Origin of the sequence: Enterovibrio norvegicus DSM 15893, from assembly GCF_900115495.1 — a bacterium.
Taxonomy (GTDB): domain Bacteria; phylum Pseudomonadota; class Gammaproteobacteria; order Enterobacterales; family Vibrionaceae; genus Enterovibrio; species Enterovibrio norvegicus.
On sequence record NZ_FOWR01000057.1, the window covers coordinates 1 to 25,780 of the forward strand.

General features: G+C 48.4%; 19 protein-coding genes and 2 pseudogenes. 9 read left to right on the forward strand and 12 right to left on the reverse strand.

Features of this window, described 5'->3' with window-relative positions:
* Nucleotides 1-318, forward strand: a pseudogene (locus BM082_RS22620) (IS4 family transposase); the annotation flags it as partial.
* Between the two features lie 51 nt (nt 319-369).
* Here the strand turns inward: BM082_RS22620 and BM082_RS22625 are convergent.
* Both BM082_RS22625 and BM082_RS22630 read right to left on the reverse strand, forming a co-directional pair.
* A complete protein-coding gene (locus BM082_RS22625; protein ID WP_074928735.1) occupies nt 370-2,163 on the reverse strand; it encodes a M28 family metallopeptidase in 1,794 nt (597 codons plus the stop codon).
* A gap of 644 nt (nt 2,164-2,807) precedes the next feature.
* Nucleotides 2,808-3,257, reverse strand: a complete 450-nt coding sequence (locus BM082_RS22630; RefSeq protein ID WP_074928737.1) for a GNAT family N-acetyltransferase — start codon at nt 3,255-3,257, stop codon at nt 2,808-2,810.
* Nucleotides 3,258-3,775: 518 nt separating this feature from the next.
* Between BM082_RS22630 and BM082_RS22640 the strand changes: the two genes are divergently transcribed.
* On the forward strand, nt 3,776-5,413 hold the full coding sequence (locus tag BM082_RS22640) for an MFS transporter (protein ID WP_017009162.1): 1,638 nt from the start codon (nt 3,776-3,778) through the stop codon (nt 5,411-5,413).
* A gap of 44 nt (nt 5,414-5,457) precedes the next feature.
* Here BM082_RS22640 and BM082_RS22645 read toward each other — a convergent pair whose 3' ends face one another.
* On the reverse strand, nt 5,458-5,952 hold the full coding sequence (locus tag BM082_RS22645; RefSeq protein WP_074928742.1) for a DUF2867 domain-containing protein: 495 nt from the start codon (nt 5,950-5,952) through the stop codon (nt 5,458-5,460).
* 401 nt (nt 5,953-6,353) lie between these two features.
* On the opposite strand from BM082_RS22645, the gene BM082_RS22650 reads away from it, so the two are divergent.
* Complete coding sequence (locus BM082_RS22650) at nt 6,354-7,574, forward strand: NRAMP family divalent metal transporter (RefSeq protein WP_074928744.1); 1,221 nt, start codon at nt 6,354-6,356, stop codon at nt 7,572-7,574.
* 78 nt (nt 7,575-7,652) lie between these two features.
* Here the strand turns inward: BM082_RS22650 and BM082_RS22655 are convergent.
* The 8 genes and pseudogenes from BM082_RS22655 to BM082_RS22690 all read right to left on the reverse strand — a co-directional run bounded on the left by BM082_RS22655 (nt 7,653) and on the right by BM082_RS22690 (nt 14,990).
* Nucleotides 7,653-8,663, reverse strand: a pseudogene (locus BM082_RS22655) (aldo/keto reductase).
* Nucleotides 8,664-8,807: 144 nt separating this feature from the next.
* Nucleotides 8,808-9,749 (reverse strand): Gfo/Idh/MocA family oxidoreductase, encoded by a 942-nt coding sequence (locus BM082_RS22660; protein WP_074928746.1) that lies wholly within the window; start codon nt 9,747-9,749, stop codon nt 8,808-8,810.
* Nucleotides 9,746-10,660 (reverse strand): class III extradiol dioxygenase subunit beta, encoded by a 915-nt coding sequence (locus BM082_RS22665; RefSeq protein WP_017013416.1) that lies wholly within the window; start codon nt 10,658-10,660, stop codon nt 9,746-9,748. The genes BM082_RS22660 and BM082_RS22665 overlap by 4 nt, the downstream gene beginning before the upstream one ends.
* Nucleotides 10,653-11,150 carry a protocatechuate 4,5-dioxygenase subunit alpha gene (gene ligA / locus BM082_RS22670; protein WP_017013417.1) on the reverse strand — a complete coding sequence of 166 codons (498 nt, stop codon included), beginning with the start codon at nt 11,148-11,150 and terminating at the stop codon, nt 10,653-10,655. The genes BM082_RS22665 and ligA overlap by 8 nt, the downstream gene beginning before the upstream one ends.
* 21 nt (nt 11,151-11,171) lie before the next feature.
* Nucleotides 11,172-12,221 (reverse strand): amidohydrolase family protein, encoded by a 1,050-nt coding sequence (locus BM082_RS22675; RefSeq protein ID WP_017011697.1) that lies wholly within the window; start codon nt 12,219-12,221, stop codon nt 11,172-11,174.
* A complete protein-coding gene (locus BM082_RS22680) occupies nt 12,218-12,928 on the reverse strand; it encodes a 4-carboxy-4-hydroxy-2-oxoadipate aldolase/oxaloacetate decarboxylase (protein ID WP_074928748.1) in 711 nt (236 codons plus the stop codon). Before BM082_RS22680 ends, BM082_RS22675 begins: the two co-directional genes overlap by 4 nt.
* Nucleotides 12,929-12,938: 10 nt before the next feature.
* A complete protein-coding gene (locus tag BM082_RS22685) occupies nt 12,939-13,811 on the reverse strand; it encodes an amidohydrolase family protein (protein ID WP_074928750.1) in 873 nt (290 codons plus the stop codon).
* A 102-nt stretch (nt 13,812-13,913) separates the two neighbouring features.
* Nucleotides 13,914-14,990: a 4-oxalomesaconate tautomerase gene (locus tag BM082_RS22690; RefSeq protein ID WP_074928752.1), complete on the reverse strand. Its 1,077-nt coding sequence runs from the start codon at nt 14,988-14,990 to the stop codon at nt 13,914-13,916.
* A 123-nt stretch (nt 14,991-15,113) separates the two neighbouring features.
* Between BM082_RS22690 and BM082_RS22695 the strand changes: the two genes are divergently transcribed.
* Nucleotides 15,114-16,007: a helix-turn-helix domain-containing protein gene (locus tag BM082_RS22695; protein WP_074928755.1), complete on the forward strand. Its 894-nt coding sequence runs from the start codon at nt 15,114-15,116 to the stop codon at nt 16,005-16,007.
* Nucleotides 16,008-16,193: 186 nt separating this feature from the next.
* A complete protein-coding gene (locus BM082_RS22700; RefSeq protein ID WP_074928758.1) occupies nt 16,194-18,023 on the forward strand; it encodes a response regulator in 1,830 nt (609 codons plus the stop codon).
* Nucleotides 18,024-18,202: 179 nt separating this feature from the next.
* Here BM082_RS22700 and BM082_RS22705 read toward each other — a convergent pair whose 3' ends face one another.
* Nucleotides 18,203-18,673, reverse strand: coding sequence for a phosphatase PAP2 family protein (locus BM082_RS22705; protein ID WP_074928761.1), 471 nt, complete (start codon nt 18,671-18,673; stop codon nt 18,203-18,205).
* A gap of 408 nt (nt 18,674-19,081) precedes the next feature.
* Here BM082_RS22705 and BM082_RS22710 point away from each other — a divergent pair, with 408 nt between their 5' ends.
* The 4 genes from BM082_RS22710 to BM082_RS22725 all read left to right on the forward strand — a co-directional run bounded on the left by BM082_RS22710 (nt 19,082) and on the right by BM082_RS22725 (nt 25,438).
* Nucleotides 19,082-20,095, forward strand: coding sequence for an adenosine deaminase (locus tag BM082_RS22710; RefSeq protein WP_017017558.1), 1,014 nt, complete (start codon nt 19,082-19,084; stop codon nt 20,093-20,095).
* Nucleotides 20,096-20,172: 77 nt separating this feature from the next.
* Nucleotides 20,173-21,972: an amidohydrolase gene (locus BM082_RS22715; protein ID WP_074928763.1), complete on the forward strand. Its 1,800-nt coding sequence runs from the start codon at nt 20,173-20,175 to the stop codon at nt 21,970-21,972.
* Nucleotides 21,973-22,363: 391 nt separating this feature from the next.
* A complete protein-coding gene (gene gltS / locus BM082_RS22720) occupies nt 22,364-23,590 on the forward strand; it encodes a sodium/glutamate symporter (RefSeq protein WP_074928764.1) in 1,227 nt (408 codons plus the stop codon).
* A gap of 525 nt (nt 23,591-24,115) precedes the next feature.
* Nucleotides 24,116-25,438: a hypothetical protein gene (locus BM082_RS22725; RefSeq protein WP_074928766.1), complete on the forward strand. Its 1,323-nt coding sequence runs from the start codon at nt 24,116-24,118 to the stop codon at nt 25,436-25,438.
* Nucleotides 25,439-25,780: the final 342 nt, after the last annotated feature.

Consider the following 25,780-nt stretch of genomic DNA (forward strand, 5'->3'; position numbering starts at 1 on the left):
ATCTATCAGGAGTTGTGGGGGATCCTGACGTCTTACAATATCGTCCGTTTAGAAATGGCAGCGATGGCGAAAGAGCACAAAGTTGAGCCGCTTAAGATAAGCTTCCTCAATGCGCTATATCTCATCCAAGATGAGTTTATCTGGGCGAGTGGCAGAAGTCCTGGTGCAGTCCCAAATGCACTAAAAATGCTTAGAGAAAATGGCAAACGGCTGATATTACCTAACAAGAGAAAGAGGAAAGCGTACCCTCGGGCAGTGTTGAAAAGACCCGCAAAATATCCAACCAGAACCAGAGAGAAAAAAGCCACTCGCTCTTAAGCGAGCGGCCTTAGCCACTTGGCTCCCTTTATTTACGCATATCGAGAAAACTTAGTCACGATCTTGGTCGAAATCTCCATGGAAGTGACCGTGGTCAGCCGTATCGCGAGACGCCGCTTTGATTTTTTCACCGATGCGGTGTTTATCTTGCGGTGCTGAACGAAGAAGCGAACGTTGTTTCTGTTCTTCTTGCTCTTCAAACAACTCTTCAGTCATCGCAAAGTACGTCGCGACATACGCCAGCGCGCGTGAGTTTTTGGTCAAGGCTTCGTTGCTTACGTTGTTCAAGTCATCACACGCTTGGTGGTAACACTTGTCATAAGCCACATCCACTTCACCGCCGAACAACTCCGCTTCTTCAACACTTTTCACACGCTCTGCACCCGTGAACAAACCGCCAAATGCCACACCCCAGTCAGCAAAGCCAGAGTAGTCTGAACGTTTTGACAATGCTTGAGGAATGGTTGCCTCGTCGTTGTCGGTAAAGAACTCATTGAACAAGTTTTCGATGTCAGATGTGCCTTTAGGTGGTTCGAAATCACCCGGATACGCATTGTTCGGATCGTCTTTCGTATCCGACAAATCACCATCCATCACACCGTAGATATAGTTTGGCGAACCAATCATATCGAAGTTTAAGTACATCTTGACGGGGTTAAGCGCGTTATAGCGTGCTTCAACCATGTCACGTTGTGCATCCGTTAGCTCAGAAGGATCCGTGATACCTAGCTCTTCCATGATTTGCGTTTGTGCATCATTGTAAATCGCACCGAACACTTCATTGGTGTAGTAGTCAGAACCTACGAGACCCGCTTCCTCCGCGGCCCACCAAGCAAAACGCACCTTGTTCTTCTGATCAACATGCAGTTTTTTCAGTTTCTTTTTCAAACGAATCGCGTATTCAAGGATGCCCGCAGTGCCTGAACCATTATCGTTAATGCCAGGGCCTTCAGGTACGGAATCCAAGTGTGCGCCTACCATGACGATTTGATCAGGATCGCCCCCTTTGGTTTCAGCGAGCACATTGCGAGTTTCAACCACTTCGTCTTCGACAGACACATTCAGCGCCGCAGCAATCGTGTTCGCCTCAAGTGCGTCATACCATTCTTTGCCGAGATCATAACGTGCACCAAACGCCGGGATGGTCGCTTCACTGTCGCTACCCAATGTGCCGTTTACAACCGCTTTTCGGCCATCATTGTTGCCTTGGTTAAAGACAATTGCCCCTACTGCACCGGCATTTTCGGCGTTCACCACTTTGGCATTGAACGTACAGCCGCCCCGCTGGATAACGGCAACTTTGCCAGACACATCAATACCGTCAAAATCAGATGCTTCGCAGCCATCAGTGTCATCATAATCTGGAGATTCAAAATTGAAATCGGGCGTTACAAAGGCAATATCAGCGCTGACTGCGCCATCAGAACCACCAGAGTAAGACATGGTTGCAAAGTCGGCGGGAATATCGTCAGTCGCATTGCGAACATGCACTAGCGATTGTCCATTCACGCTTAACGATGTGCCACTCTGCTCCTCCCAAGCACGAAAATCGAAGGCTTGATAAGTCACTTCGTAGCCATGGCGCTCTAACGTCTCCGTAATGTAATCGACGGAATTCGCGTAACCATCGGAACCTGCGGCTCGTGTTGTTGATTCACCATCAGGCGTTGGTACCGCAATGGCCTCTAACCCTTCTAAATGGTCAACAAGGCGCTTTTCCTTCATCGCATTACTGACTTTTTTAGCGACCCATCGTGGGTCTTCGCAACCAGCGAAACCCGTTAAAAGGGCAGCACTGATCGCAACCACGATCACTTTCTTTCCACTAACGTTGAATGTTTTCATTATTGTCATCCTTTTTAACTGACCCAGTCAGTCAAACACTCAAAAAATTAATGTTCCAGAAATCAGGCAAATAAAATACAGATATGTTGGCAGAGAATCACACTTCCTCATTTAAAATATAAACGAGTCACGAAGAGTATTTTCGTTTTGATGAAGAGACATATTCTTAACAGAAGAGAGAAAGTGTTAAATTTAATGCGAGGTGCAAAATTCATTTTTCCAATATAATTATTAAAACATATATATAAGAAAACGACAACAGCGTGTTATTTTCAACAGCATCTTTAAACATCAAGCTGCATAGACATTCACACAAAGTAAATATAGACATTTATGTGTAAAAAGAAAATGTGTGCACCAGATCATCGCATCACTCTCTCTGCCACGCCATTCGTGAACACAAAGGCGGTGTTGGACATTTAAATATGCAACCATGATTAAAATTTGAGCAGATAAGGTTAATTTCGCTCAAGCTCATTGTTCGTTTGAACACAGTTAAACATGACCAAAGTCGTCATGGTTTTCTTTCAATGTATTTACAAAAACATATAATAATCGAACGCGTTCACGTCACATTAGGCTTTGGAAACTTAGCGCCAGAATATATTGACAAAGAATAAGGAAAATTTAAAAACACAACCGAATCAATCAATACTGTCTTTATAAACATTGCCTTTATAAACATCTGGGTCCCAACGTTGCATGAATATTTCAGGGTTTTCAATTTCCTCAAACCCATATTTTTTATATAACCCCTGGGCATCTCGCGTGGCTAACATAATCCTACGAAGCCCTTTAAGTTCTGGGTGATGTGCAATGCTATCCAAAATCAGACGACTGATGCCTTTCCCTTGGTGAGCCTCAACCACAAACACATCCGCCAAATACGCAAACGTCGCACGGTCCGTGATCATTCGAGCAAACCCCATTTGCTCACCGTCCGCAGTCAATGCAGCAAAACACAACGAGTTCTTTATTGCTCTGACCAATGTCTCTTTGGGAATGCCCTTCGACCAATAGCTGTTATAAAGCACATCATGAATCACATCGATATCAAAATCATCGAAGTGTGTGCTGACTGTATAGTTATCCATAACGTATCTCCCAGCATTGGCTGCGGTTTGGTTTGGTTTGGTTTGGTTTGGTTTGGTTTGGTTTGGTTTGGTTTGGTTTGGTTTGGTTTGGTTTGGTTTGGTTTGGTAAAATGATTGGCTGTTCCGATCATGCGTCCTCTGTTCTCACACATCAACTCACATTCCTTACTATTTCCGCGCATATTTCCAACGAAAGCGCCCAAAACCCCCTAATATTAGTTTTATCATTACCAAAAGTGAGCAGACCCTATTACCTCTTACTTTTCAGTAATAAGAATCTTGTCAGAGTGTCGAGAGAGGCGTTTAAACGCCTTAAGACCCTCAAAAGATTAAGGTCGTTAAGTGGTATCATAGCCCAATAAAATCTGCATTTTTTGCGTCTCTGCGTTCTGTTTGATGAAAAACAGCGTACAAGTACCACTTTACTCTTCAAGCCGCGGTGTGGCGCGATTCATCCTTTTTAATGCGAACGTTAGACTTCGTCATCGGTCGCCTATCTAACCTCGAAACATACGGATATGAATACGAGTATTTTTGTCAGGATCAGGCCCATCCTGTTTACCATTTTTGGGTTCGCAATCAGCCATAACCTTTTCTTTGTCATGCTGCCAATACGCATGAAGGAAACGGGCTACGAAACATCAAACATCGGCCTCGCGATGAGTATGTTTGCGGTTGGTGCCATCTGTGCGGGGCTTTTTGGATCGCGCGCTGTACTTCGGGCGGGTCATATTCGTGCCTTTGCCTCCATGGCAGCGACCATTTCCATTGTTTCTGTCATCCACAGTTACACCAGCAATATCTGGTTAACAGGTGGCCTGCGAATGATTGCAGGGTTTTGTTATGTCACGAGTTTCATTACGCTTGAGAGCTGGCTAAACGTTCTGAGCGATCGAAGCAACCGTGGCCGCGTTTATGCCACGTATCAAATTTGTTTCGCCGTTGGTTTTGGTACTGCACCGTTTCTGTTCAGCATTTTTAGCGAAAGCGACCCAAGGTTATTTGGCTTAATCTCTGTGTTTTTGTGCTTCTCGCTCATTATCATGTCGATGAGCCGATTGCCGGCCCCCGAATTACCAGCAAAGAGCGCACCGCTTTCACTCAAACAACTTTGGCGATATTCGCCATCAGGCACCCTTTCTTGTTTCTGTGCGGGATTAATCAACGCCGCCAGCGTGTCGCTGATTTCGCTGTACGCCTATGACAAAGAAATTTCTGGCATCTGGCTTTCACTGATTTTGGGCTCTTACCAAATGGGCGGGCTACTCACGCAGTTTCCAACAGGTTGGCTCGCTGATCGCTTTGATAAGCGTGTCATCGCTTCAGGCTTAATGGTCATGGGGATCATCAGTAACAGTCTCATCGTTTTGGATAATTTCTATCCCTATCCCATAGAGTTGCTCGCCGTCTTGTTCTGGATATCTGGGGGTTCCGGCGTTGCCTTGTTCCCACTCGCCGTCACACAAGTGTTTGACCATATTGACGCGAAAGAAGCGATGCCCGCCACCAGCACCATGCAGATCTTGCTCGGCACGGGCGGTGTCATTGGGCCTATTATTGCCAGTCAGTTGATGAACGCCTTCAGCGTGGTTTGGCTTTACTACTACATCATCACAGTACACATTTTTGTGTTCATGTTTTTGATGTTCAGGAAACTGTTTGTCCGAACCGAAACATTGCCTGCAACCACACCGTTCAAGGTCAATGTTCAGCCCATTCCTGGCGCGTCTGAGCTGGATCCAATGCTGGACTTTAAAGACACCAATACCACCAACCCAGAGTTGAAACTTTTGATTGCCGCGCTCGGGCAAAACCCGTCAGACCCCGGCTTGCTGATCAAATTGGCGTTGCAAGGTTCCGCGTTGAACGCAAATGATGTCGCGAAAAACATCGTCTTGGCCTATCCGAAACGTTCCGGAGAAATTCTGCGTCACTTGATAGAACAATTCCCGAAACGTCGCCTCGAAGTGGCTTATTCTCTGCATGACTTGTTCATATTAAGAAAGGAACGCATCAATACACTGCTCCAAGAAGCCTTGTTAGATGGCGCTTCAGCCGATGAAGCCTCCGCCATCATGGATTTGATTGATGAAATCAAAACAAAGCTTGAAGAAAGCAATGACATCGATGCGTCAAAGGCACAGCCGAACAGCTGATCGAACGTGCCAAAACAAGGACATTTCACGAAGGTCTGTTAATCCTAGATTTTAGGTAACTTGTTCAATGTCGCAGGCACAATCAGCTTGTGGGCTGGACCGACGAAAAACATGTACACCTTGCCAAGACGGTTTTTCACATGCACAACAGTGCTTGCTGTGACCGTGGCACGGTTGCCATTTGGGGTGACGTGGAAGGAGACTTTCACATCGAGGTGCTTATCTCGGTCTTCCATGATGACTTCAACGGGCGAGCGGTAAATCATGGTAAAAATGCCCACGCGCTCCCCGACGTTGAAATCCTTTTTTGCGGGAGAAAAATCGTCAAAATTACCCAAGTGCTTTAAACCGAGCGAGGATGCAATGCGATTTCGCAACCGCATCAATGCGTCAATCCATCCTGGCGTGCTATTCATCAACTGCAAATACACGTCCATCGCTGTTTCCCCGTTATAAGGGATTTCTCGCACATGATTATCAGAAAACGTCGCATCATGACTGTATTGTTTGAGCATGACATGATTAGGTATTCCATCCATTGGCACTTCCTCAAAAGTTGTAATCGAAAGTCATAAAATTTTCTGCTGTTTTGACCTTACGAATTGCCATGTCCAGATTCAATAGCAAAATCCGCTCAACCGCTTGCATATTCAACGCATTTGGTAGAAACCTTGACCACTTCTCATAAACACTGTCGAACAATGCGGACGTGTTACATCATCAAAAAACCCTTCACTCGTACGCAATGGCATTAAAACATTCAGTTTTTCCTGACTTAATGATTGACTTACTTTTAGTGAGTCTTTAGTATCCGCTCCCAGCAAAAAGACAAGCCGTAACGACGCGTCTTTTCAACAAGTTACCCGCCAAACGTCAGCTGATCCCGGTCAGTTGTTTTTCTTTTTTTATAAAGAGAGAGACAACAATTTTTGGATTCGGCATGACCACGCAAACGATTACTCAAAACACCCCTACAACGTCTTGGCAAAACAAAGCCATTCTTAGCGTCGCATTCCTGATGGCGACAACATCCGTTGGCCCTGGATTTCTTACGCAAACTGCCGTATTAACCAACATCTACAAGATGGACATGGCTTTCCCCGTCTTCGCATCGATGTTTATCACCTTCGGTATTGTGATGAACCTTTGGCGCATCGTGGGGGTATCTGGCCTTCGCATTCAAGACATTGCCAATAAAATCGCCCCAGGTGCGGGCTACTTCATCGGGATTTTACTTGCCCTTGGCGCTGTCGCCTTCAACTTCGGTAACGTGAGCGGTTCTGCGCTAGGCATCAATGTTCTAACAGGTGTGGATACCACATGGGGTGCTTTGTTTACGGGCGTGATTGGTTGCTTGCTGTTTGTGGTACATAACGCCTCAAAACGCATGGATCAAATGGCGCGCTATCTGGGCCTGTTCATGATTGTGCTGATTGCCTATGTCGCCATGACGAGTTTGCCACCAATGGGCGAAACACTGACTGCCGCCGTCATGCCTGCTGACATTGGTAACCTTCTACTGCCAACCCTGACCATCGTGGGTGGCGCTGTGGGTGGTTACTACACGGGCGCACAACGCTTGGTGGACATTGGCCTACAAGGCAAAGAAAACGTTGAGACCATCAAAACGGCAGCGTGGGCGGGTATTTCCATTGCGGTGGTGATTCGCATCCTGCTGTTCCTCGCCGTGTTCGGTGTTATCGCGACGGGTGCAACGCTTGATGCTAAAAACCCAGCCGCTGATGCGTTCCGCCAAGGCGCGGGCGAAGTGGGTTACTTCATCTTCGGTTTGGTGTTGTTTGTTGCCTCTATTACCTCAGTTGTCGGCAACTCCTACATGGCGATTTCACTGATTAAGACGCTGTTCCCAGTGGTCGCGCGTAACGAAAAAGCATGGTGTGTTAGCTTCATTATCCTGACGAGTGTGGGCACTGTGATGATGAACATGCCGATTCTGTTGCTCATGCTTGCAGGCTTGGTGAACAGCATTATTCTACCGGTTGTGCTTGCCTTTGTGCTTGCTGCCACCCGCCGCAAAGACATCGTGGGTAACTACAAACACCCGCTTTACCTGACCCTTTCAGGCGTGTTGATTGTTGTTATCATGGCCGCTGCAAGTTTCAGCAACATTGGTAACTTCGTGAGCAAGTTTGTGGGTTAACCTGACCGCTAAATACCAGAAAGCCGTCGACAACGACGGCTTTCTGCTTTCTTTCAGTGTCCGTAATGGCGAAAAAGGCTAGTCGCGGTCGCGTTCTGAATCCATCACTTTCATCTGCCCGTCTGCGTACCGTGCGCCAACCACCATATCTTCATGCAGCAAGGCACCGATTTCATCACGAAGACTGTCATTGAGCTGTACTTGGGTAGCGCCAATATTTTCGCGCATGAAATCAATGTGTTTCGTGCCCGGAATCGACACCAAGGTCTTGTTGCCTTGGATATCCGCTTGCGCCATTAACCACGCCAACCCAAGTTGCCCAGTGGTGCAAGACAATTGCGCGGCAATGTCTTTGAGCGGTTCGAGCAGTTGAATGTTTTTAGCAAACGCTTCAGGCTCAAAACGCGGCCGTGAATTGTTGGTACGAATATCACCATCACCGTAATGCGTGGCATCTTTGGCTTTTCCTGTTAAAAACTGGCGTGCCAATGGCGAAAACGCCACAAAGGTCGTTCCCAGATCTTCGCAGGTTTTCAGCATCTGGATTTCTGGCAAACGAGACCACAAAGAGTACTCAGATTGCACTGCGGCAATCGGATACACCGCATTCGCACGACGCAGTGTGTCGCTCGATATTTCTGACAACCCAACTTCACGGATTTTCCCCGCTTTCACAAGGTCAGCCAAGGCACCGACACTCTCCTCAATCGGCACATTTGGGTCTAATCGGTGCAGATAATACAGGTCGATAACATCTGTTTGTAGCCGCTGTAAACTCGCTTCACATTGTTGGCGAATCGTTTCAGGGCGGCCATCAATGGTCGGCTTACCGTCTTTCTTGAACAGCGCGCATTTACTGGCAAGCACATATTCGTTTCGGCGGGTTTTGAGCGCTTTTGCTAGCAATTCTTCGTTCTTACCGCCGCCTTACATGGTGGCGGTATCAAGGAAATCATAGCCCACGTCTAGCGCTTCATTGAGCAGCTTGATCGAGGTTGCCTCGTCTGCAGGGCCATAGCCGTGCGACATACTCATGCAGCCTAAACCAATGGGGGAAACCTGTAGCGAACCAATTCTGCGCTTATCCATTCTGTGTTTTTCCGTGTTATGCATAACGTGTCAAGCTTTTACGTCGAGCTTTAAACAAAACAACCCTCCGCGTTTAAGGGAGGGTTAATACACTGCGTGTCAAACTGAGTGTGCTATCGGGAACCTGCACCAAGAGACGGCGTTTTAAATAAGCACTTTCTCGATTTGATCCAAGACTTTCATTGCCGCTAGAGCTTGATTCACACTGGCGTTCGGTTCGCGACCTTCGCGTATAGCCGCGATAAACTCACGATCTTGAAGCTCAATGCCGTTCATCGATACATCCACCTTGCTCACGTCGATAGGGTTTTCACGCCCATCCACCAGATCATCATAACGCGCAATGTAAGTGCCGTTATCACAGATATAGCGGAAGAAGGTGCCTAACGGGCCATCGTTGTTGAACGACAACGACAAAGTGCACAGCGCGCCAGAGGCGGTTTTCAAGCCAATGCTCATGTCCATCGCGATACCAAGTTCAGGGTGTTTAGGCCCTTGCATGCCTTGCACCTGAACGATCTCTTCACCGGTTTGATACGCAAACAAATCCACCGTGTGACATGCATGGTGCCAAAGCAAATGATCGGTCCAACTGCGCGGCTCACCCAATGCATTAAGGTTTTGCCTGCGGAAGAAATAGGTTTGCACGTCAAGCTGTTGAAGTTTCAACTCTCCGGCGCGAAATTTCTTGTTGAGGTATTGATGGCTTGGATTGAAACGGCGTGTGTGTCCCGCCATGGCAACCTTGCCAGTTTCTTTTTGCACGCGAACAATGCTTTCTGCATCGTCCAGTGAATCCGCCATCGGGATTTCAACCATCACGTGCTTGCCCGCTTGCATCACTTCGATGGCTTGTCGGGCGTGTATAGGTGTCGGCGACGTAATAATTGCCGCCTCAACACCCGGCTGTGCCAGCGCTTCCTGTAAGTCCAACGTCCAGTGCGTGATGCCATACTTCTCTGCGGTCGCACGGGTGCTTTCTTCTACACCACCCGCGATCGACACAACCTCCACATCGTCTATGTTTTTTAGTGCGTCCAAGTGCTTGTGACCGAATGCACCCTCTCCCACCATGATGATTTTCATTCGCTACTCCTTGAACCTAAGTCTGACTTGAACGTCAGCGTACCTTGCGTGACCCTGTCACTGGCATTCTCTAAAACGGTTAACCCATAATGGGAGTTCGATACAGGTGCATGGGTGAATCGATAAACTTCATCCACCTTTTCATCCATTGCGCCGCGCATGACAAGCCACATGATCGCTTCAATGCCTTCTGAGCCTGCTTCACGCAAATACTCTGTGTGAGACACCGCCTTTGCAGCATCAGGATCATTCACCATCATGTCTAACCAATGGCAGTCATACTCGGTGTTGATCAATCCTGCGCGCTCACCTTGAAGCTGGTGCGATAAACCACCTGTGCCAAAAATCGCCACTTTCGTCTCTTCAGGGAAAGATTCCACCGCTTTACGGATAGCTTTTCCAAGATTAAAGCAACGATTACCCGTCGGTTGCGGGTATTGCACCACATTCACCGCCAGCGGGATCACTTGGCACGGCCATGCTTTAGGTTGCCCGTAGGCCACAGACAGTGGCACGGTTAAGCCATGATCGACATCCATCTCGCTGACAATGGTCATGTCGAATTCATCTAACACTAAAGATTCTGCAATGTGCCACGCCAATTCACTGTTACCTTCACACGCAGGCACTTGACGAGGACCATAGCCTTCATCCGCAGGGTTAAACTGCTGGGCGACACCAATGGAAAACGTCGCCACAGATTCCAACGAAAATGCAGACGCATGATCGTTATACACAATCAGGCATACATCAGGTTTAACGGTTTCCATCCATTCTCGTACAGGCTGAATACCGTTAACAAAACGCTGCCAATAGTCGCTGTGCGCAGGGTCATACATGGTGCCGTTATCCATTGCCGCACCGATTGACGGAATATGAGACGTACCAATACCGCCGACTATTTTACCCATTAGCATCATCCTTGTTCTTTTTGGCCGCACGGTTCGCAACATCGCTGTTCGCATCACCTTGATAGTGCGCTCGGTTTTCTGGCTTGGAATAGTACTCCGCCCATTCCTGCTTGCTGCGATTACCGTCGATACCGCGGCCACCCGCGAGCATCATGTCGCGAAAATCGTCAACGGTCATGTTGTTGCCCGACATCGCCGCGCCAGCATGTTGCATGGTCATGCCATCAAAAATGGCCAGTTTGAAGGTGTAATAGATATTGCCACCCAAACGTAACATTCCGAGCCAATCTCGTGATAATACCGCGTCACGCTGCGCGTCAGTCATGGGGTATTTATCAAGGTATGCGGCTTCATCCTGGCGAAACACATCACGGTTCGCCGCCTTGTTGAGAGACAAACAAAACATGTTCAAGTGATAGCCTTGGCGCGATGCCTGACCGTCGAACACATAAGTGCCGGGAATGTCGTCATAATCTCTTTTTTCGCGCATTATTCACTCCTTAAATAACGCTTAAATCAATCCGACTTCTTTCAGTCTGGCATCTAATCGAGAGAATACCTGACGCGTATTGCCATTGAAGATCTTGGCTTTGTCTTGATCGCTCAATGACGAACCATCAATGTAGCGCTTTGTATCATCGAAGAAATTGCCCGTTTGCGGGTCGATACCACGCACAGCACCAATCATTTCAGACGCAAATAAAATGTTGTCTTTCGGCACCACTTCAAGCAGTAAATCGATACCTTCTTGGTGGTACACGCAGGTATCAAAGAAGATGTTGTTGCCCATGATGTCGTTCAGTGGCGGTAAGCCCATCATGTCGCACAAACCACGGAAGCGTCCCCAGTGATACGGCACAGCGCCACCGCCGTGCGGTACGATGAACTTCAACTCAGGAAAATCTTTAAACAAGGTTTTCGACATCATCAACTGTTGGAACGCCGTGGTGTCAGCACCCAAATAATGCGAACCCGTAGTGTGGAAACAAGGGTGACAACAGCCACTCACGTGGATCATCGCGGGCACGTCCAATTCACACATTTTCTCGTAAACCGGGTAGTAGTATTTGTCATCCAATGGCGGCGCTGTCCAATAGCCACCCGATGGATCAGGGCTCAAGTTACACCCGACAAACCCAAACTCTTTCACACAGCGCTCAAGCTCTGCTGCACTCGCGGTTAAATCCGCTTCAGGAGACTGAGGAAGTTGCGCCGCACCAATGAAGTTTTGTGGGTAAAGTTCAGCAATGCGGTGAATGAGTTCGTTACAGTGCTCCGTCCAATACTTGCTTGTGGTTTGGTTCCCAATGTGGTGCCCCATCCAGCTTGCACGTGGAGAAAAGATCGTCACGTCTGTACCACGCTCGTTTTGCAGCTTCAACTGCGCACCTTCAAGGCTATCGCGGATTTGATCATCCGAGATGTTCACCACACCTTTTACATGATCGAACAAAGGATCGGTTGCCAGCTCGGCTTTTTGCTGATCACGGTAATCACCTAACTCATTCGGTGCCGTCGTGTAGTGACCATGACAATCAATAATTAGCGTATCCGTGCTCATTCCAAATCCTCCAATTTATCTACATAGCGAAAACCCGCTTCTTCCAACTTCGGACGCATGTTGTACATGTCTAACCCCAAAATGCCGGTGGCGAGTTTCTGTCTTTTTTCTTCTTCCAATGCCGCACGCGCTTTCGCTGCTGCTAATACCGTTTCAGCCTGGTCTTTTGGCACAACACACACGCCATCGTCATCCGCAACAATCACATCACCCGCATAAATGGGTTGATCGCCACAAACCACTGGCACGTTTACCGAGCCCAATGTCGCTTTCACTGTGCCTTTGATGGACACCGCTTTTGACCACACAGGGAAATTCATTTCTGTCAGGTCTTTCGTGTCACGCACGCCTGCATCAATGATCAGCCCTTGCATGCCGCGTGCTTGCGCAGACGTTGCTAACAGATCACCAAAGTAGCCATCAGTACACGGCGAGGTGGTCGCAATCACCAACACATCGCCCGGTTGGCAAAGCTCAATCGCGACATGCACCATCCAGTTATCGCCGGGTTGTGCCAACACAGTGACGGCACTGCCTGCGATTTGTGCGCCGGAATAAATAGGACGCAAGTTATGGTTAAGGTTGCCTGTTCGCGCTTGTGCTTCATGCACGGTGGCGCTCCCGCATTCGGCAAGCCCTTCCAATACTGCCGTGTCAGCGCGTTCGATGTGTCGAACGGCGACGCCTTGGATTGTTCTCATAGACATACTGCTTTCCTTAGTCGTCAAAACCGTAAAGGCGTGCTGGGTTGTCCACCAAAATCTTCTTCTGCGTGGCTTCGTCACGCGCAATCAAAGGCACGAGATCCAGCAGGTCCGCGTCATTTGGCATGTGTTTTTTGATGTTCGGATGCGGATAATCCGTTCCCCAAAGGATGCGGTCAGGGGCGACTTCCACTAGCCCTTGCGCATATGGCACTGCATCGTAAAAAGGCGGCGAAATCGCGATGCGCTCAGAACCACACACCTTCACCCACCAGTTATCACGCTGCATAAAATCAAGCAGGATTTGATACGCCTTTTGACCTACACCTTCTGATGTCGGCACACGGCCCATGTGGTCTACCACGATGTCCATGTCGAAACGGTTGAAGAAGTCTTCGTAGCGAATGATGTCTTCCGCATTAACGTGGATCACCAAATGCCAGCCAAATGGCTTCACGCGCTTTAATACCCTTTCCATCACTTCTAGATTGGGTGCGCCGCCAAGGTGGGTCACGAAGTTGAAGCGAATACCGCGAACGCCGCCTTCATGAAGATCCTGAAAATCATTGTCAGTAAACGTATCGTCAGCCATGCACACGCCACGGTAAGCGCCGTTACTGGTCGCAATCGCATCCATCATGGCGCGGTTATCACGACCGTGGCAGCTCGCTTGAACCAACACAGCGCGGGAAATACCCAGCTTGTCATGTACACGTTTAAGCGCATCTTTACCGGCATCTGGCGGCCAATACGTCGCGGTATCCGCATAAGGAAATTGCGCATGAGGGCCGAACACATGGCAATGGGCATCGCACGCATTCGCAGGTGCCACAAATCGCGGGGTGCGCGTGTTGTTATCTGGTGGCATACAACTTGGTTTGGTCATTCCGTGACTCCTGTGCAGCCTCTGGTGACTGCGTATCGTTATTCGTATTTGGCTATCGTTATTGCTAACTTTTTTGTGTTGCTACAGAGGTTTCTTGTGTTGCTATAGCGGTTTCTTGGGCAAATAGAGCTCGCCTTTTGCGAGCAAACGCGCCGTTCTGACCAACCCAGCACTCTGCACTGCGCCAGATGGGTCGAACGTCAACGTCATGGAGAATTCCCCTGAAGGGTGTTCAACGGACAAGGTTTTCACCAAGCCGTCAGGGATGGAGGCAATCCCTTCTGCGACCGAGCCGGATAACGCACATGCCGTCGCAACGGACACTGCGCCCAGCACGCCAATGGCAGAGTGACAAACGTGAGGGATAAAGGTACGGGAGGAGACATTGCCGCCCTCAACAGGCGGGGCAATCAGGCACATTTTGGGCACAACCTTATCAGTCACATCGCCAAGGTTCATCGCCACGCCTGCTTTTAATCGAACAGCTTCAATGCGTGCTTTCAGGTCAGCGTCGTTATTCAACGCATCGGCATTTTCGTAACCTGTCACGCCAAAATCATCGGCACGCATCACCACAACCGGCATGCCGTTATCAATGCAGGTCACTTCGTACTGACCGTCTAGACCTTCAAATGTATCGCGGGTATTGCCCGTCGGGAGTAATGCGCCAGTGATCGAGCCTGCAATATCTTGATAATGACAAATCACCGGAGAGGCGGTACCGGGCACGCCATCGATCGCAGCATCGCCATCATATTTCACGTGACCGTTAGGTGTTTCGATTTCCAAATCACAGCGATTGCCGCTATTGGTCATCAACACACGCACCATGGTTTTTGGATGGGTCGCTTCAACAAGGCCAGATTCAATGGCAAAAGCACCGACACCCGCCAAGATGTTTCCACAATTGGGTGTGGTATCTACGCGGTTCTCACCCACCACGACTTGAACAAACAGATAATCGACATCGCAGTCAGCATCCGATGAGGCTGAGACCACCGCCACTTTGCTCGTTAATGGGGTTGCACCCCCTAAACCATCAATTTGGCGCGCATCACGGCCAACGGCATCAAGAATGGCTTGGTCTCTCGCATCAACATCTTCAGGCAAGTCACTTGCAAGGAAATAAATGCCTTTGGAGCTTCCGCCTCTGAGTTGCATATAAGGGATCGAAACCATGTCTTCCTGACCTTCGCATGAGTAATACGGTCAGAATAGTCATGATATTGCTCGCAATAAATTCAACTTTTTTACATTTTGTTGTACATTTTTAACATTACTGACTTTTGAAGCACGAGTGTGATGTCGAACATCCCCCATTATTTCCTTTACGGCGAGGAACTGCCTGAAAGCTCACCGGATTACATGCATATCGCACGGCTTGAGCAGTCTCTGCCAAAACACAACTGGGAAATTCATCCGCACCGGCATGACGATCTCCACCAATTGATGATCCTCGAGTCCGGTTCTATGACCGCACAAATCCGAGAAAGTAGCGCGGAATACCAAGGTGGTTGCGTGCTCTCCATCCCGGCAAGGGAAGTACACGGATTCGTTCATCAACCGGGGGTAACTGGGTTTATTCTGTCGATATCCCAACCTTTCATTTTGAGCTTGTTCAACGAATCCGAGCGTCAGGCGCTCTCCTCCCTGTTGCGTGAACCCCTCGTGATCCCATTGACAGAAGGCAGACACATTGTTGAATTGAAAGCATTAGGCGAACGCTTGTTGGCGGAATACCAAGGCAGAGAGTCAGGACAAGCGTCCATGATCGGCGCATACCTAAAAATCGTGTTCATATCACTGAGCCGGCAGATTCAACACCGCGAACCCACCCAGCCTTCAGACGCGAAAACCGCCCTGTTCGAGAAATTCACTGCACTGGTTGAACAGCATTACCACCAGCATTGGAGTGTTAACGAATACGCCACGGCGTTAGGCTTGAGCCAAGGCCAACTGAACCGTACTTGTCAGCGTAGCGCCGACCAACAAGCCCTCGAAATTATTCACGGACGCATCGTGGATGAAGCCAAACGCCTGCTTATTTTCACTCAATTGTCATCGAAAGAGATTGGCTACCAGTTGGGCTTCAAAGACCCAGGGTATTTCTCCCGTTTCTTTACTCGTCATGTTGGACAAGCCCCCAAACAATTCCAGCAACAATTGCTCAAGGAGCAGGTTCAACCGCCGAAGTAACCCGTTTCTCTCGCCTAAAACAACTTGGCAAGCTCCATGCATAAGTACTCCTATCGGATAAAGCCGTGTCGATAACCCCGTGAAATCGCGTCAGTTTGCGACAACGTGATGCATAATCACTCTCAAATTGAGAAATGCGATTTCACAATGACACCACCTCATCGTTGTTATTGTGGGAGATAGCTGATGGCAATTTTACGTTTACCGCTTTGGTTCAAATACGTCACCTTGGTACTGTTATTGACCGCAGGCCTTAGCTACGTGGCGGGTGAAGCCATTCGTTCATTCGAAAAGCGCTACCTTGAACAGCAACTCGATAACCAAATCAAATCGCACTTCTCTGCACTGGCTACCACGTTTTCGGGTGATGTCATTGCCCAAAAGAGTGGGTTCTTGAATGAAAAGCTCGAACAGCTTGCGGTGCACTACCCCGACCTGTGTTATGTCTCCATTCTCAACAACAACGGGCTAGAAGTGGGGCAATGGGGGGATCGCCCACATGATGACAACCCCATGGCACTGAACTTCACGAATAACGTTCAGCACAACAGCTCACCCGTCGGTTCTATGCGCATTTCTTTGAGCAAAAAGCAGATGCTGCAAGAAATAAACATGCACGTTGAGAAAATGCGCATGTACACCGCCGCGACCTTGTTATCACTGGCTGGCCTCATCTATTTACTCTCACAAATCCTGATCATTTCGCCGATTTCTCGTATTAACCAGCGCTTGTTGTCACTCGCCCACGAAGATATAAAGCTGAGTAAGGGGCAAGATGAATTGAGCCGTTTAGACAACAGCGTCTACTTGCTGGCGAGATACATGAAACGCCAAGAAGATCGCGAAATTGAGCTGGACCAAGCAAGAGAAGCCGCGGTTTCAGCCAACATCGCCAAGTCCCAGTTTATTGCGACCATGAGCCATGAAATTCGCACCCCCATGAACGCTATCATGGGCGCACTCGATATCCTCAAAGAAGAAAAGCTACCTGATCATTGTGAAACCTTGACGGAAATGGCGGACGATGCCGCGACCTTGTTATTAAGCCAGCTCAACGACATTCTTGATTACTCAAAAATCGATGTGGGCGCACTCAAGCTCGAAGAAACGGAATTCGACATCAGTGAACTGGGTAAAAGTGTACTGGCCTTGTTCGAAACCACCGCCAAAGAGAAGGGCATTACCCTCACCTTTGACGATGAACTGAACCACCGCTTTCTTGCCAGCACAGACAAAGGAAAATTGTCTCAGGTGCTCACCAATCTAGTGGGTAATGCCCTTAAATTCACTAAAGAAGGTGAGGTCGAATTGGTCATGTCCCACGCGTTTCCAAAAGGCGTGTTCATTCAAGTAAGGGATTCAGGTATTGGGATTGAAGAGGCCTATCAGTCGATCATTTTTGAACCCTTTACACAAAAAGATGCCACCTTCTCACGTAAATACGGCGGCGTCGGCATGGGGTTGGCGATTTCAAGCAAGTTGGTTGAGTTGCTCGGCGGGAAAATGAGCCTGAGCAGTAAAGTAGACGTCGGCAGTGAATTTACCATCCACTTACCATGCCAGATGCATTACCCCGAAGAGTCGACCACAGAACATGAAGCGCGTCAGTCTTACCGCCCCTTGCGTGAAACCCGCATTTTGCTCGTGGAAGACAATCCAGCCAACCAACTCGTCGCACGAACCATGCTAGAGCGTTCAGGGTTCAATGTTGTCACCGCCAACAATGGCCGTGAAGCGATTGAAGCCATCAGTAAGGAACAATACGAGATGGTACTGATGGATTTACAAATGCCAGAAATGGACGGTTTTGAAGCGTGTGAGGTGATAAGAACCCTTAACGAACACGGACGCACACTGCCCATCCTCGCCATGACCGCCAATGTCAGCGATCAAGATAAAGAGAAGTGTAAGCGCGTCGGCATGGATGATTTCCTCGCCAAGCCTGTCAGCAAAAAGCGCATGATTGATGTAATTTCGAATTGGTCAGGACGGAAGCATTTGGCGTTTGATGCTTAAGAGCAGGGGCGAGGAAGAGCAGGTTTGAGATTCGAGATTCGAGAAAGAGCAGAAGCGAGAAAGAGCGAAAAGCATAAAGAGAAAACGAGAATGGGGAGTGGCTTTAATCTCGTTATCTCGTTATCTCGTTATCTCGTTATCTCGCAATCTCGTTATCTCGCGTTCTCGCAATCTCGTTCCTAGAGCCATGCGACGGCGAAAACTGCCGTTGAAAGGCCGACGCATAACCCGACGATGACATCACGCCAATGGTGCTTTAGGGCTTTCACTCGCCCTAATCCCACCAGCATCGCCATTCCATAAGACAGCAATCCGATGATCCAGCCGTAACTCACGGCGAGCACGGTCGAGGCAGCAAAGGCGTTGGCGGTGTGGTTTGAAGGGAAACTGTCGTTGCCACTTTTATCTGGGCGCTTGGCATCGATGAGCATTTTACCGAGCAAACCAATGCCCGACGCGATCGCGATGATGTATCCCGCAAATTTAAAGTCGCTCCATTCGCCCTGCAAAACAGGAAACGCAACGGCGGTTGCCACCAACCCATAAACACCCACATCGCTTACCATCTGCCAGTTAAGCGAACTGGAGTAGTGAACAATGATGCACACCCACAAGGTAATCAGCAGTAAAGCAGGATAGAGAATCGTCATCGGTGTTTGGGTTCATCCTTCATGCAATAAAGAAGCGCCCCTGAGTATGTCAGACTCTCTCTGTGAGTATCCCTATAGAGTGTAAGTAAATATTGCGCCGCATCCTGCTTGAAAGGGAAAACGCCGTCTTTAAACATCCGTGTGATTTTGGATGATAACGCACACAGTGAAAGACAAGACAGGCTTGTAAGTTGACCGAACGGTCAGTAACCACTAGCTTTTTTATAGTGGAGCGCATACGGGTTGCGCGCTTTCTAGTCCTCTCATCAACCAATACTGTCGCAAGACAGTCATAAACCCCTCTTCTACAGCATCGAAACGGGAGAAATCATCGTCACCGCGCCAACTGTCATATTTCGTTGGCAATGTGAATGCTTCACACATACAAAACGTGTAAGGGAGAATCTTATGGAAGACTTTATCCGACACTTACCAAAAGTAGAGCTGCACCTTCACATCGAAGGTTCATTGGAGCCAGAGCTGATGTTCAAATTGGCGGAACGTAACGGCATTTCCCTACCCTACGCCAATGTGGAAGAAGCGCGCGCGGCTTACCATTTCCATAATCTTCAATCTTTTCTAGATATCTATTATCAAGGTGCCAATGTGCTGATCACGGAGCGCGACTTCTTCGATCTGACATGGGCCTATTTGATGCGCTGCAAAGCGGACAATGTCATGCACACTGAAATCTTCTTCGACCCACAAACACACACCGAGCGGGGCATTGCGTTCGATACTGCCATCAATGGCATTTATCACGCGCTACGACAGGGCGAAAAAGAGCTGGGCATCACCAGCAAACTCATCATGTGTTTCCTGCGCCATCTGTCAGAAGACGCCGCGTTTGAGACGCTAGAGCAAGCTAAACCCCACCTTCATCGCCTGGTGGGTGTCGGGTTAGATTCGTCAGAAGTTGGGCACCCGCCCGAAAAGTTCGCCCGCGTTTTCGCAGAAGCACGCGCTCTTGGGTTAAAGGCCGTTGCACACGCTGGCGAAGAAGGCCCAGCCAGCAACATTTGGGATGCGATGCGTCTTTTACATGTCAATCGCATCGATCATGGTGTGCAATGTGTGCAAGACCCCGAACTTGTGCAAGAGCTAGCGCGCACACGCATGCCACTCACCGTCTGCCCGCTGTCGAACACCAAGTTGCGCGTGTTCGACAAGATGGAAGATCACAATATCCTTTCCCTGTTAGATGAAGGGCTATGTGTAACGGTTAACTCTGACGACCCTGCGTTTTTTGGCGGCTACATGAATGACAACTTTCTCGCGCTGAATACCGCACTTTCGCCGTCAAAAGAACAACTTACCCAGTTGTCTAGAAATGCTATCGAAGCAGCATTTTTAAACGAAGATGAGCGTAAACTTCTGATTCAAAATCTGGACGACTTTTGGGCGAAGCACGGCATACACTGAATGAGACCCTAGAAGCCAGACGATACTTAAAAATAAAGCGGGGATTGCCCCGCTTTATTCATTTCAGAGGAACACTCATGAAAGCGCAACGACTTACCCTTGCAGCTCTTATCGCTTCTCAAGCAGCATGGGCTGAAAGCTCACCTCGATTGTACGCCGACACCATCTATCGCAATGCCAATGTCATTACCGTGAATGATGCACAGCCTTCCGCGGAAGCCGTGGCCATTCTTGATGGGAAAATCTTGGGCGTTGGCAGTAACGAAGATGTGCTGCAATTGGCATCAGACCGCACCAAAATGGTCGATTTAAAAGGCCTCACCATGGTGCCCGGCTTCATTGATGCCCATGGCCACGTCATGAACACAGGCCTTCAAGCTGTTTCTGCGAATTTGCTGTCGCCACCCGACGGCCCCGTCACGGATATTGCCTCCTTACAAGATGCCCTGCGCCAATGGGCAAACAAGCCCGTCAACAAAGAGCAGGGATTCATCATTGGCTTTGGCTATGACGACTCACAGCTGAAAAAACAAGTACACCCTACCCGCTATGATTTGGATGCCGTCTCTACCGATGTGCCCATCATGATCATCCACCAATCAGGGCACTTAGGGGTACTGAACAGTAAAGCCCTCGACATGCTTGGCTTTACTGCCAAAAGCAAAAATCCACCCGGCGGACAAATTCGACGCCTGCCTGACAGTGAAGAACCGAGCGGTGTATTGGAAGAATCCGCCTTTTTCGGCGCGCTCATTCCACTGTTCACGCAAATCAGCCCTGAAGAAAACGAACTCCTGTTCCAAGCGGGCATGAAGCTCTACTCAAAATATGGCTACACCACTGCACAAGAAGGCCGCACCATGACAGACAGCGTGCTGGCCATGTACGACATTGCGCAAAAAGAAAAGCTTCTGCTTGATGTGGTCGCCTATGTCGATATCCAACTCGGCACCGAGACCATGAAAGCGCCCTATTACGGTGACGGCTACAAGAACGGCTTTCGCGTCGGTGGCGTGAAGCTCACGCTAGACGGTTCACCACAAGGGAAAACCGCATGGCTTACCAAGCCCTACCTTGTGCCGCCTCAAGGCCAGAACGCGCAATATAAAGGCTACCCCATCATGTCGGATGAAGAGGCCGATAAATACGTGGCAATGGCGATGGAAAACCACTGGCAGATGCTCACTCATGTGAATGGGGATGCGGCCATCGATCAGTACATTCATGCCGTCGAGAAAGCGACAAAAACCTACGGTGCAGGCGAACGACGCTTTGTGGCAATTCATGCACAAACCGCCCGTGAAGACCAAGTGCAGTCATTCAAAGAACTCAACATCATTCCGTCGTTCTTCCCCATGCACACCTTCTATTGGGGCGACTGGCATGCGCAATCAGTGCTTGGCGATGCTCGCGCTGAGAATATCTCTCCCACAGGTTGGGCAATGGACAGAGACATGATCTTCACTTCGCACCACGATGCCCCTGTCGCCTTCCCAGATTCGATGCGCGTCTACTCCGCCACCGTCAACCGCATCACACGCAGCGGGCGCGTATTAGGCAAAGACCAACGCGTTAACGCCATGACGGCACTCAAAGCCCAAACCCTCTGGGCGGCGTATCAGCATTTCGAAGAAGCCACCAAAGGCTCGATTGAAGTGGGCAAAGTTGCTGACTTAGTGCTGCTCTCCGACGACCCCCTTGAGATTAACCCGTTACAACTCGCCGACATTACGGTGTTGAGCACCATCAAAGACGGCAAAGTGATTTATGCGCAACAACCCGACACCGCCGACCGAAGCTGCGCCTCATCGAAAAAATGCCAAGCACTCGCGACGCACACGATGATGATTGCGGGGCTGATTCCGCATAAGCATTAAGAGAGAGGGCGAGATAAGAGAGATTTGAGGGACGAGATAGAAGATTAGAGATTAGAGATTAAAGACAAGCGCGGATAGCTACGGCCTAACGCTAGAAATTCGTTTTTCTCTCGCTCTAGCTCTTAATCTTTTGCTCGTCCTCGCACCTCGTACCTCTAATCTCGCCCCTCATTTCTCGCTTCTAAATCAGCAAATTTAGTCATTTAGAATGAATAAATTTGTAATCAAAGGCTGTGCTTTACATCCGCAATGTGAGATAACGTCGCCCTTGCAGCAACTCTGCAGACTCGGCGAAGGATGCCGATACCACTCTTTTTAGCTCCATGTCCATCAAATCAAAGAACAATTCGCTCTCATACATTAAGGAGGATGTTGAGGCTTAAGAGGCTTTATGAATCAATTAATATCTGTTGGTGCGCTTGAATCATTTCTGATCGCCATTTTTGTGCTGTTCCTCGGCCACTTCATCAACGCACGAATTCCTGTACTAAAAAAATTCAATATTCCAGAGCCGATTGTCGGCGGTTTAGTCGTCGCCAGTGCCATCACAGTGTTGCACTTTAGAGGCATAGAACTCGATTTCCATTTGCCCTTACAACACACCTTTATGCTCATGTTTTTTGCCACGGTTGGCCTAGCGGCTAACTACACACAGCTGGTCAAAGGCGGCGCAAAAGTCTTCATTTTCCTCGGTGTTGCATCGCTCTATATCATGATCCAAAACGGTATTGGTGTGTCACTTGCCACCGCCCTTGGTCTTGATCCGTTAATGGGGTTAATCGCAGGGTCCATCACTCTGTCTGGCGGACACGGTACAGGCGCAGCCTGGGCACAAACCTTCCAAGATGTTTACGGCATGAATAACGTGCTGGAAATCGCAATGGCATCTGCCACCTTTGGTTTGATCATGGGCGGCATCATTGGTAGCCCAGTTGCGCAGCGTTTAATCGACAAAAACAAACTGCAATCTCAATACGGCGCGACCAACAAAACCCATGACCAATTCCCAGAACTCGTGACCTACAGCGAGAACGAAGAAGACAACGTCACGGCGAAGAAGGTCATCGAAACCTTGTTCATCTTGCTGATCTGTGTAACCGGCGCAAAGTACCTCGAACAATGGGTAAGCAGCTTCGGCATCACATGGCTGATGATCCCCGATTTCGTGTATGCATTGTTCATTGGCGTGGTGATCACCAACGTGGTAGAAGTCACCAAAGTGCAGAAAATGGACGTCGACACCGTCGACATTCTCGGCACAGTGTCTCTCGCCCTGTTCCTCGCCATGGCATTGATGAGCCTAAAACTGTGGAACATTCTTGATCTGGCCGTACCCTTCCTCATCATTCTGATCGTTCAATCCATGATGCTGGCAGTATTCACTTACTTCGTGACCTATCGCGTCATGGGGCGTAACTACGATGCGGCCGTTATCGCCAGTGGTCACTGTGGCTTTGGCTTAGGCGCAACCCCAACCGCCGTGATGAACATGGGCTCTGTGGTCAACCGCTTCGGCCCCTCACCACAAGCCTTCATGGTGGTGCCAATTGTCGGCGCGTTCTTTATTGATATCGTTAACCTGATTATTTTGCAGGCGACGTTGACCATTATTGGTTAATGTCTGCTTATTACCGCTCTCTCTAGTTGGGAGAGCGGTAGTGCTCCTCACTTTTCCTCAAACACCCAAGTCCCTTTCGACCACCCCTCTCCACGTTCTCTTGTCGAAAATCTCACAAAACTTCTTTTCAAATCTTCGTACTGTCACTACACCATCAAAGAGCATCACGCTAACTGTTTGATAAAGCTAATTTATGATTCGGGTCATAATGACACAATTTTAATATGCCTTTATATTCATACCATGTTAGATTTTCTGACTAGTTTATCAATCATATGGCCTGTCGGATGCCGAGAACCGGAGGGCGGTAGCGTGTGAGAGATGGGCTTTCTTAGTACGAGACGCCCGACTTTCACATTTTGGATTTCAAGGTGAATATCTAACATGCTGATATTTGGCGTTTCAGTATTTATTTTATACAAGTGTAAGTGGATTAATCGGGCGCCCCGCTTTTGGACTAAACGGGCGAGTTGCACGTTAATAAGTTGCTAGCTGCAATTCGAAATAAGTTAAATAAGGTATACAATGTCAGATATAGTCGTAAGAGAAAACGTAGAATTACCGTCGCTACCAAGTACGGTATTACCCGCATTAACACAATTAACCACTTCACTTGGCATTCCTCGTAATGTTCTTGCGAGTGATGAAGAAATTGAGTACGCCTGGCGTGATTTACCAAGAGAGCTACGAGATATACCTGCTGACTTGCGAGGTGAATTAGTTGCGAGAATGTGCGTAGCAGTTAGTACAGGTTTGTTTGATGGTGCCATGAATTATATTTGGAATGCTGCAATTTTGCATCTTCGCCAAAAAATTCGAAATTTCGGTCTTTCTGTAGTAGCTCAAATACGTCAGAGTGATTTCGAAGAAAAGCACCTTTTAGAGTTACAAGACAGCCGTCTTTTAGAACTGTGTTTGAAGTTAAATTTTATCGATGAAGATGGATTCTTCTTCTTAGATCAGTGTAGAGATGTTCGAAATAATTTCTCTGCTGCTCACCCAACAATGGGGACAGTAAATGACCGAGAATTTACGACATTTCTCAATCGCTGTGTGAGGTATGCTCTTGCTGATTCTGCTTCACCTAGAGGTGTTGATATAGGTTCATTTATATCGGCAGTAAAAGGCACTCGTTTTAATGATCAGCAATGCCAAATTTGGGTACAGCGCCTTTTTGATACTCACGATGCTCAGCGTCAACTTCTTATTAATATGGTTCATGGAATTTATTGTGACCCTGCCACACCAGAACCTGCGCGTTTAAATTCATTAGATGTCTGTAACGGTTTAAAAGAAACATTAACTAGTGATATGAAGTCAGAGTTAATTAATAACCATACAGACTACGTAGCTAAAGGTTTAGAAGATAAGCATGTTGCATCATTGCAGTTCTTTGAAAAATTAGGCTTCTTGAGTTTATTGAATGAATCTGAGCAACACGCTGTATTTTCAAAAGCAACTACGCGGTTGTGGAACGTACATAATGGAATGAATAACTTTTATAATGAGCCCCCATTTGCAGAAAGGCTTTTAGAGTTAACTCAACAAGGTGCTGTTCCTGAGACTATCCAAGAAGTACTGGTTCATGTAGTTGCGTGTTGTACAGTAGGTAATGGTAGCGGGGTCTCTAACGCTGCTGTACCTTACTACACGCAAACTATTCAAAGTTTTTCTCCTCGAGAAATCGCAACTTTGATTCGCCTCGCCATGAATCGTAATTCCGATCTAGGGCGTCGACTTGCAAATTCGGCGGCTGCACGTAATCGCCTAAAAAATGCATTGCTATTGATTGATTCTGCGAGTGTACCTAGTGGCGTAAGAACAGATTACGACACACTTGTGAGGTAGCAGCTAACAAATAAGAATAAGTGTCGCGCAGCCGACACTTTATTCGGGTGTTGAACAAGCCCGACGCCTCTTTATTGAGTAAATTGCTCGGATGAGCAGAAGATGGATCTATGCCCGTCACTTTTGTTAGGACGAGCACAGCCAAGAAGTGAGCTGATAGCCACTCACTTCAAGATGTTACGTTAACGATGTGTTTTTTTGTCGGTCAGTCCTCCTGTGTTTACATGAATGCCATTCTCCTTATTCTGTTCGCCTTTCGGCTACCTCGGTCGCGAGACGCCCACGCAGACCATCAAGTGCTCACCACAGTGTGGACAACGTCTTGTTACTGGCTTGTTTATC

Excerpts from the sequence above, each read along its gene's own strand:
- BM082_RS22625 (WP_074928735.1), bottom strand. The coding sequence starts at position 2,163 with ATGAAAACATTCAACGTTAGTGGAAAGAAAGTGATCGTGGTTGCGATC.
- BM082_RS22630 (WP_074928737.1), bottom strand. The coding sequence starts at position 3,257 with ATGGATAACTATACAGTCAGCACACACTTCGATGATTTTGATATCGAT.
- BM082_RS22640 (WP_017009162.1), top strand. The coding sequence starts at position 3,776 with ATGAATACGAGTATTTTTGTCAGGATCAGGCCCATCCTGTTTACCATT.
- BM082_RS22645 (WP_074928742.1), bottom strand. The coding sequence starts at position 5,952 with ATGGATGGAATACCTAATCATGTCATGCTCAAACAATACAGTCATGAT.
- BM082_RS22650 (WP_074928744.1), top strand. The coding sequence starts at position 6,354 with ATGACCACGCAAACGATTACTCAAAACACCCCTACAACGTCTTGGCAA.
- BM082_RS22660 (WP_074928746.1), bottom strand. The coding sequence starts at position 9,749 with ATGAAAATCATCATGGTGGGAGAGGGTGCATTCGGTCACAAGCACTTG.
- BM082_RS22665 (WP_017013416.1), bottom strand. The coding sequence starts at position 10,660 with ATGGGTAAAATAGTCGGCGGTATTGGTACGTCTCATATTCCGTCAATC.
- ligA (WP_017013417.1), bottom strand. The coding sequence starts at position 11,150 with ATGCGCGAAAAAAGAGATTATGACGACATTCCCGGCACTTATGTGTTC.
- BM082_RS22675 (WP_017011697.1), bottom strand. The coding sequence starts at position 12,221 with ATGAGCACGGATACGCTAATTATTGATTGTCATGGTCACTACACGACG.
- BM082_RS22680 (WP_074928748.1), bottom strand. The coding sequence starts at position 12,928 with ATGTCTATGAGAACAATCCAAGGCGTCGCCGTTCGACACATCGAACGC.
- BM082_RS22685 (WP_074928750.1), bottom strand. The coding sequence starts at position 13,811 with ATGACCAAACCAAGTTGTATGCCACCAGATAACAACACGCGCACCCCG.
- BM082_RS22690 (WP_074928752.1), bottom strand. The coding sequence starts at position 14,990 with ATGGTTTCGATCCCTTATATGCAACTCAGAGGCGGAAGCTCCAAAGGC.
- BM082_RS22695 (WP_074928755.1), top strand. The coding sequence starts at position 15,114 with ATGTCGAACATCCCCCATTATTTCCTTTACGGCGAGGAACTGCCTGAA.
- BM082_RS22700 (WP_074928758.1), top strand. The coding sequence starts at position 16,194 with ATGGCAATTTTACGTTTACCGCTTTGGTTCAAATACGTCACCTTGGTA.
- BM082_RS22705 (WP_074928761.1), bottom strand. The coding sequence starts at position 18,673 with ATGACGATTCTCTATCCTGCTTTACTGCTGATTACCTTGTGGGTGTGC.
- BM082_RS22710 (WP_017017558.1), top strand. The coding sequence starts at position 19,082 with ATGGAAGACTTTATCCGACACTTACCAAAAGTAGAGCTGCACCTTCAC.
- BM082_RS22715 (WP_074928763.1), top strand. The coding sequence starts at position 20,173 with ATGAAAGCGCAACGACTTACCCTTGCAGCTCTTATCGCTTCTCAAGCA.
- gltS (WP_074928764.1), top strand. The coding sequence starts at position 22,364 with ATGAATCAATTAATATCTGTTGGTGCGCTTGAATCATTTCTGATCGCC.
- BM082_RS22725 (WP_074928766.1), top strand. The coding sequence starts at position 24,116 with ATGTCAGATATAGTCGTAAGAGAAAACGTAGAATTACCGTCGCTACCA.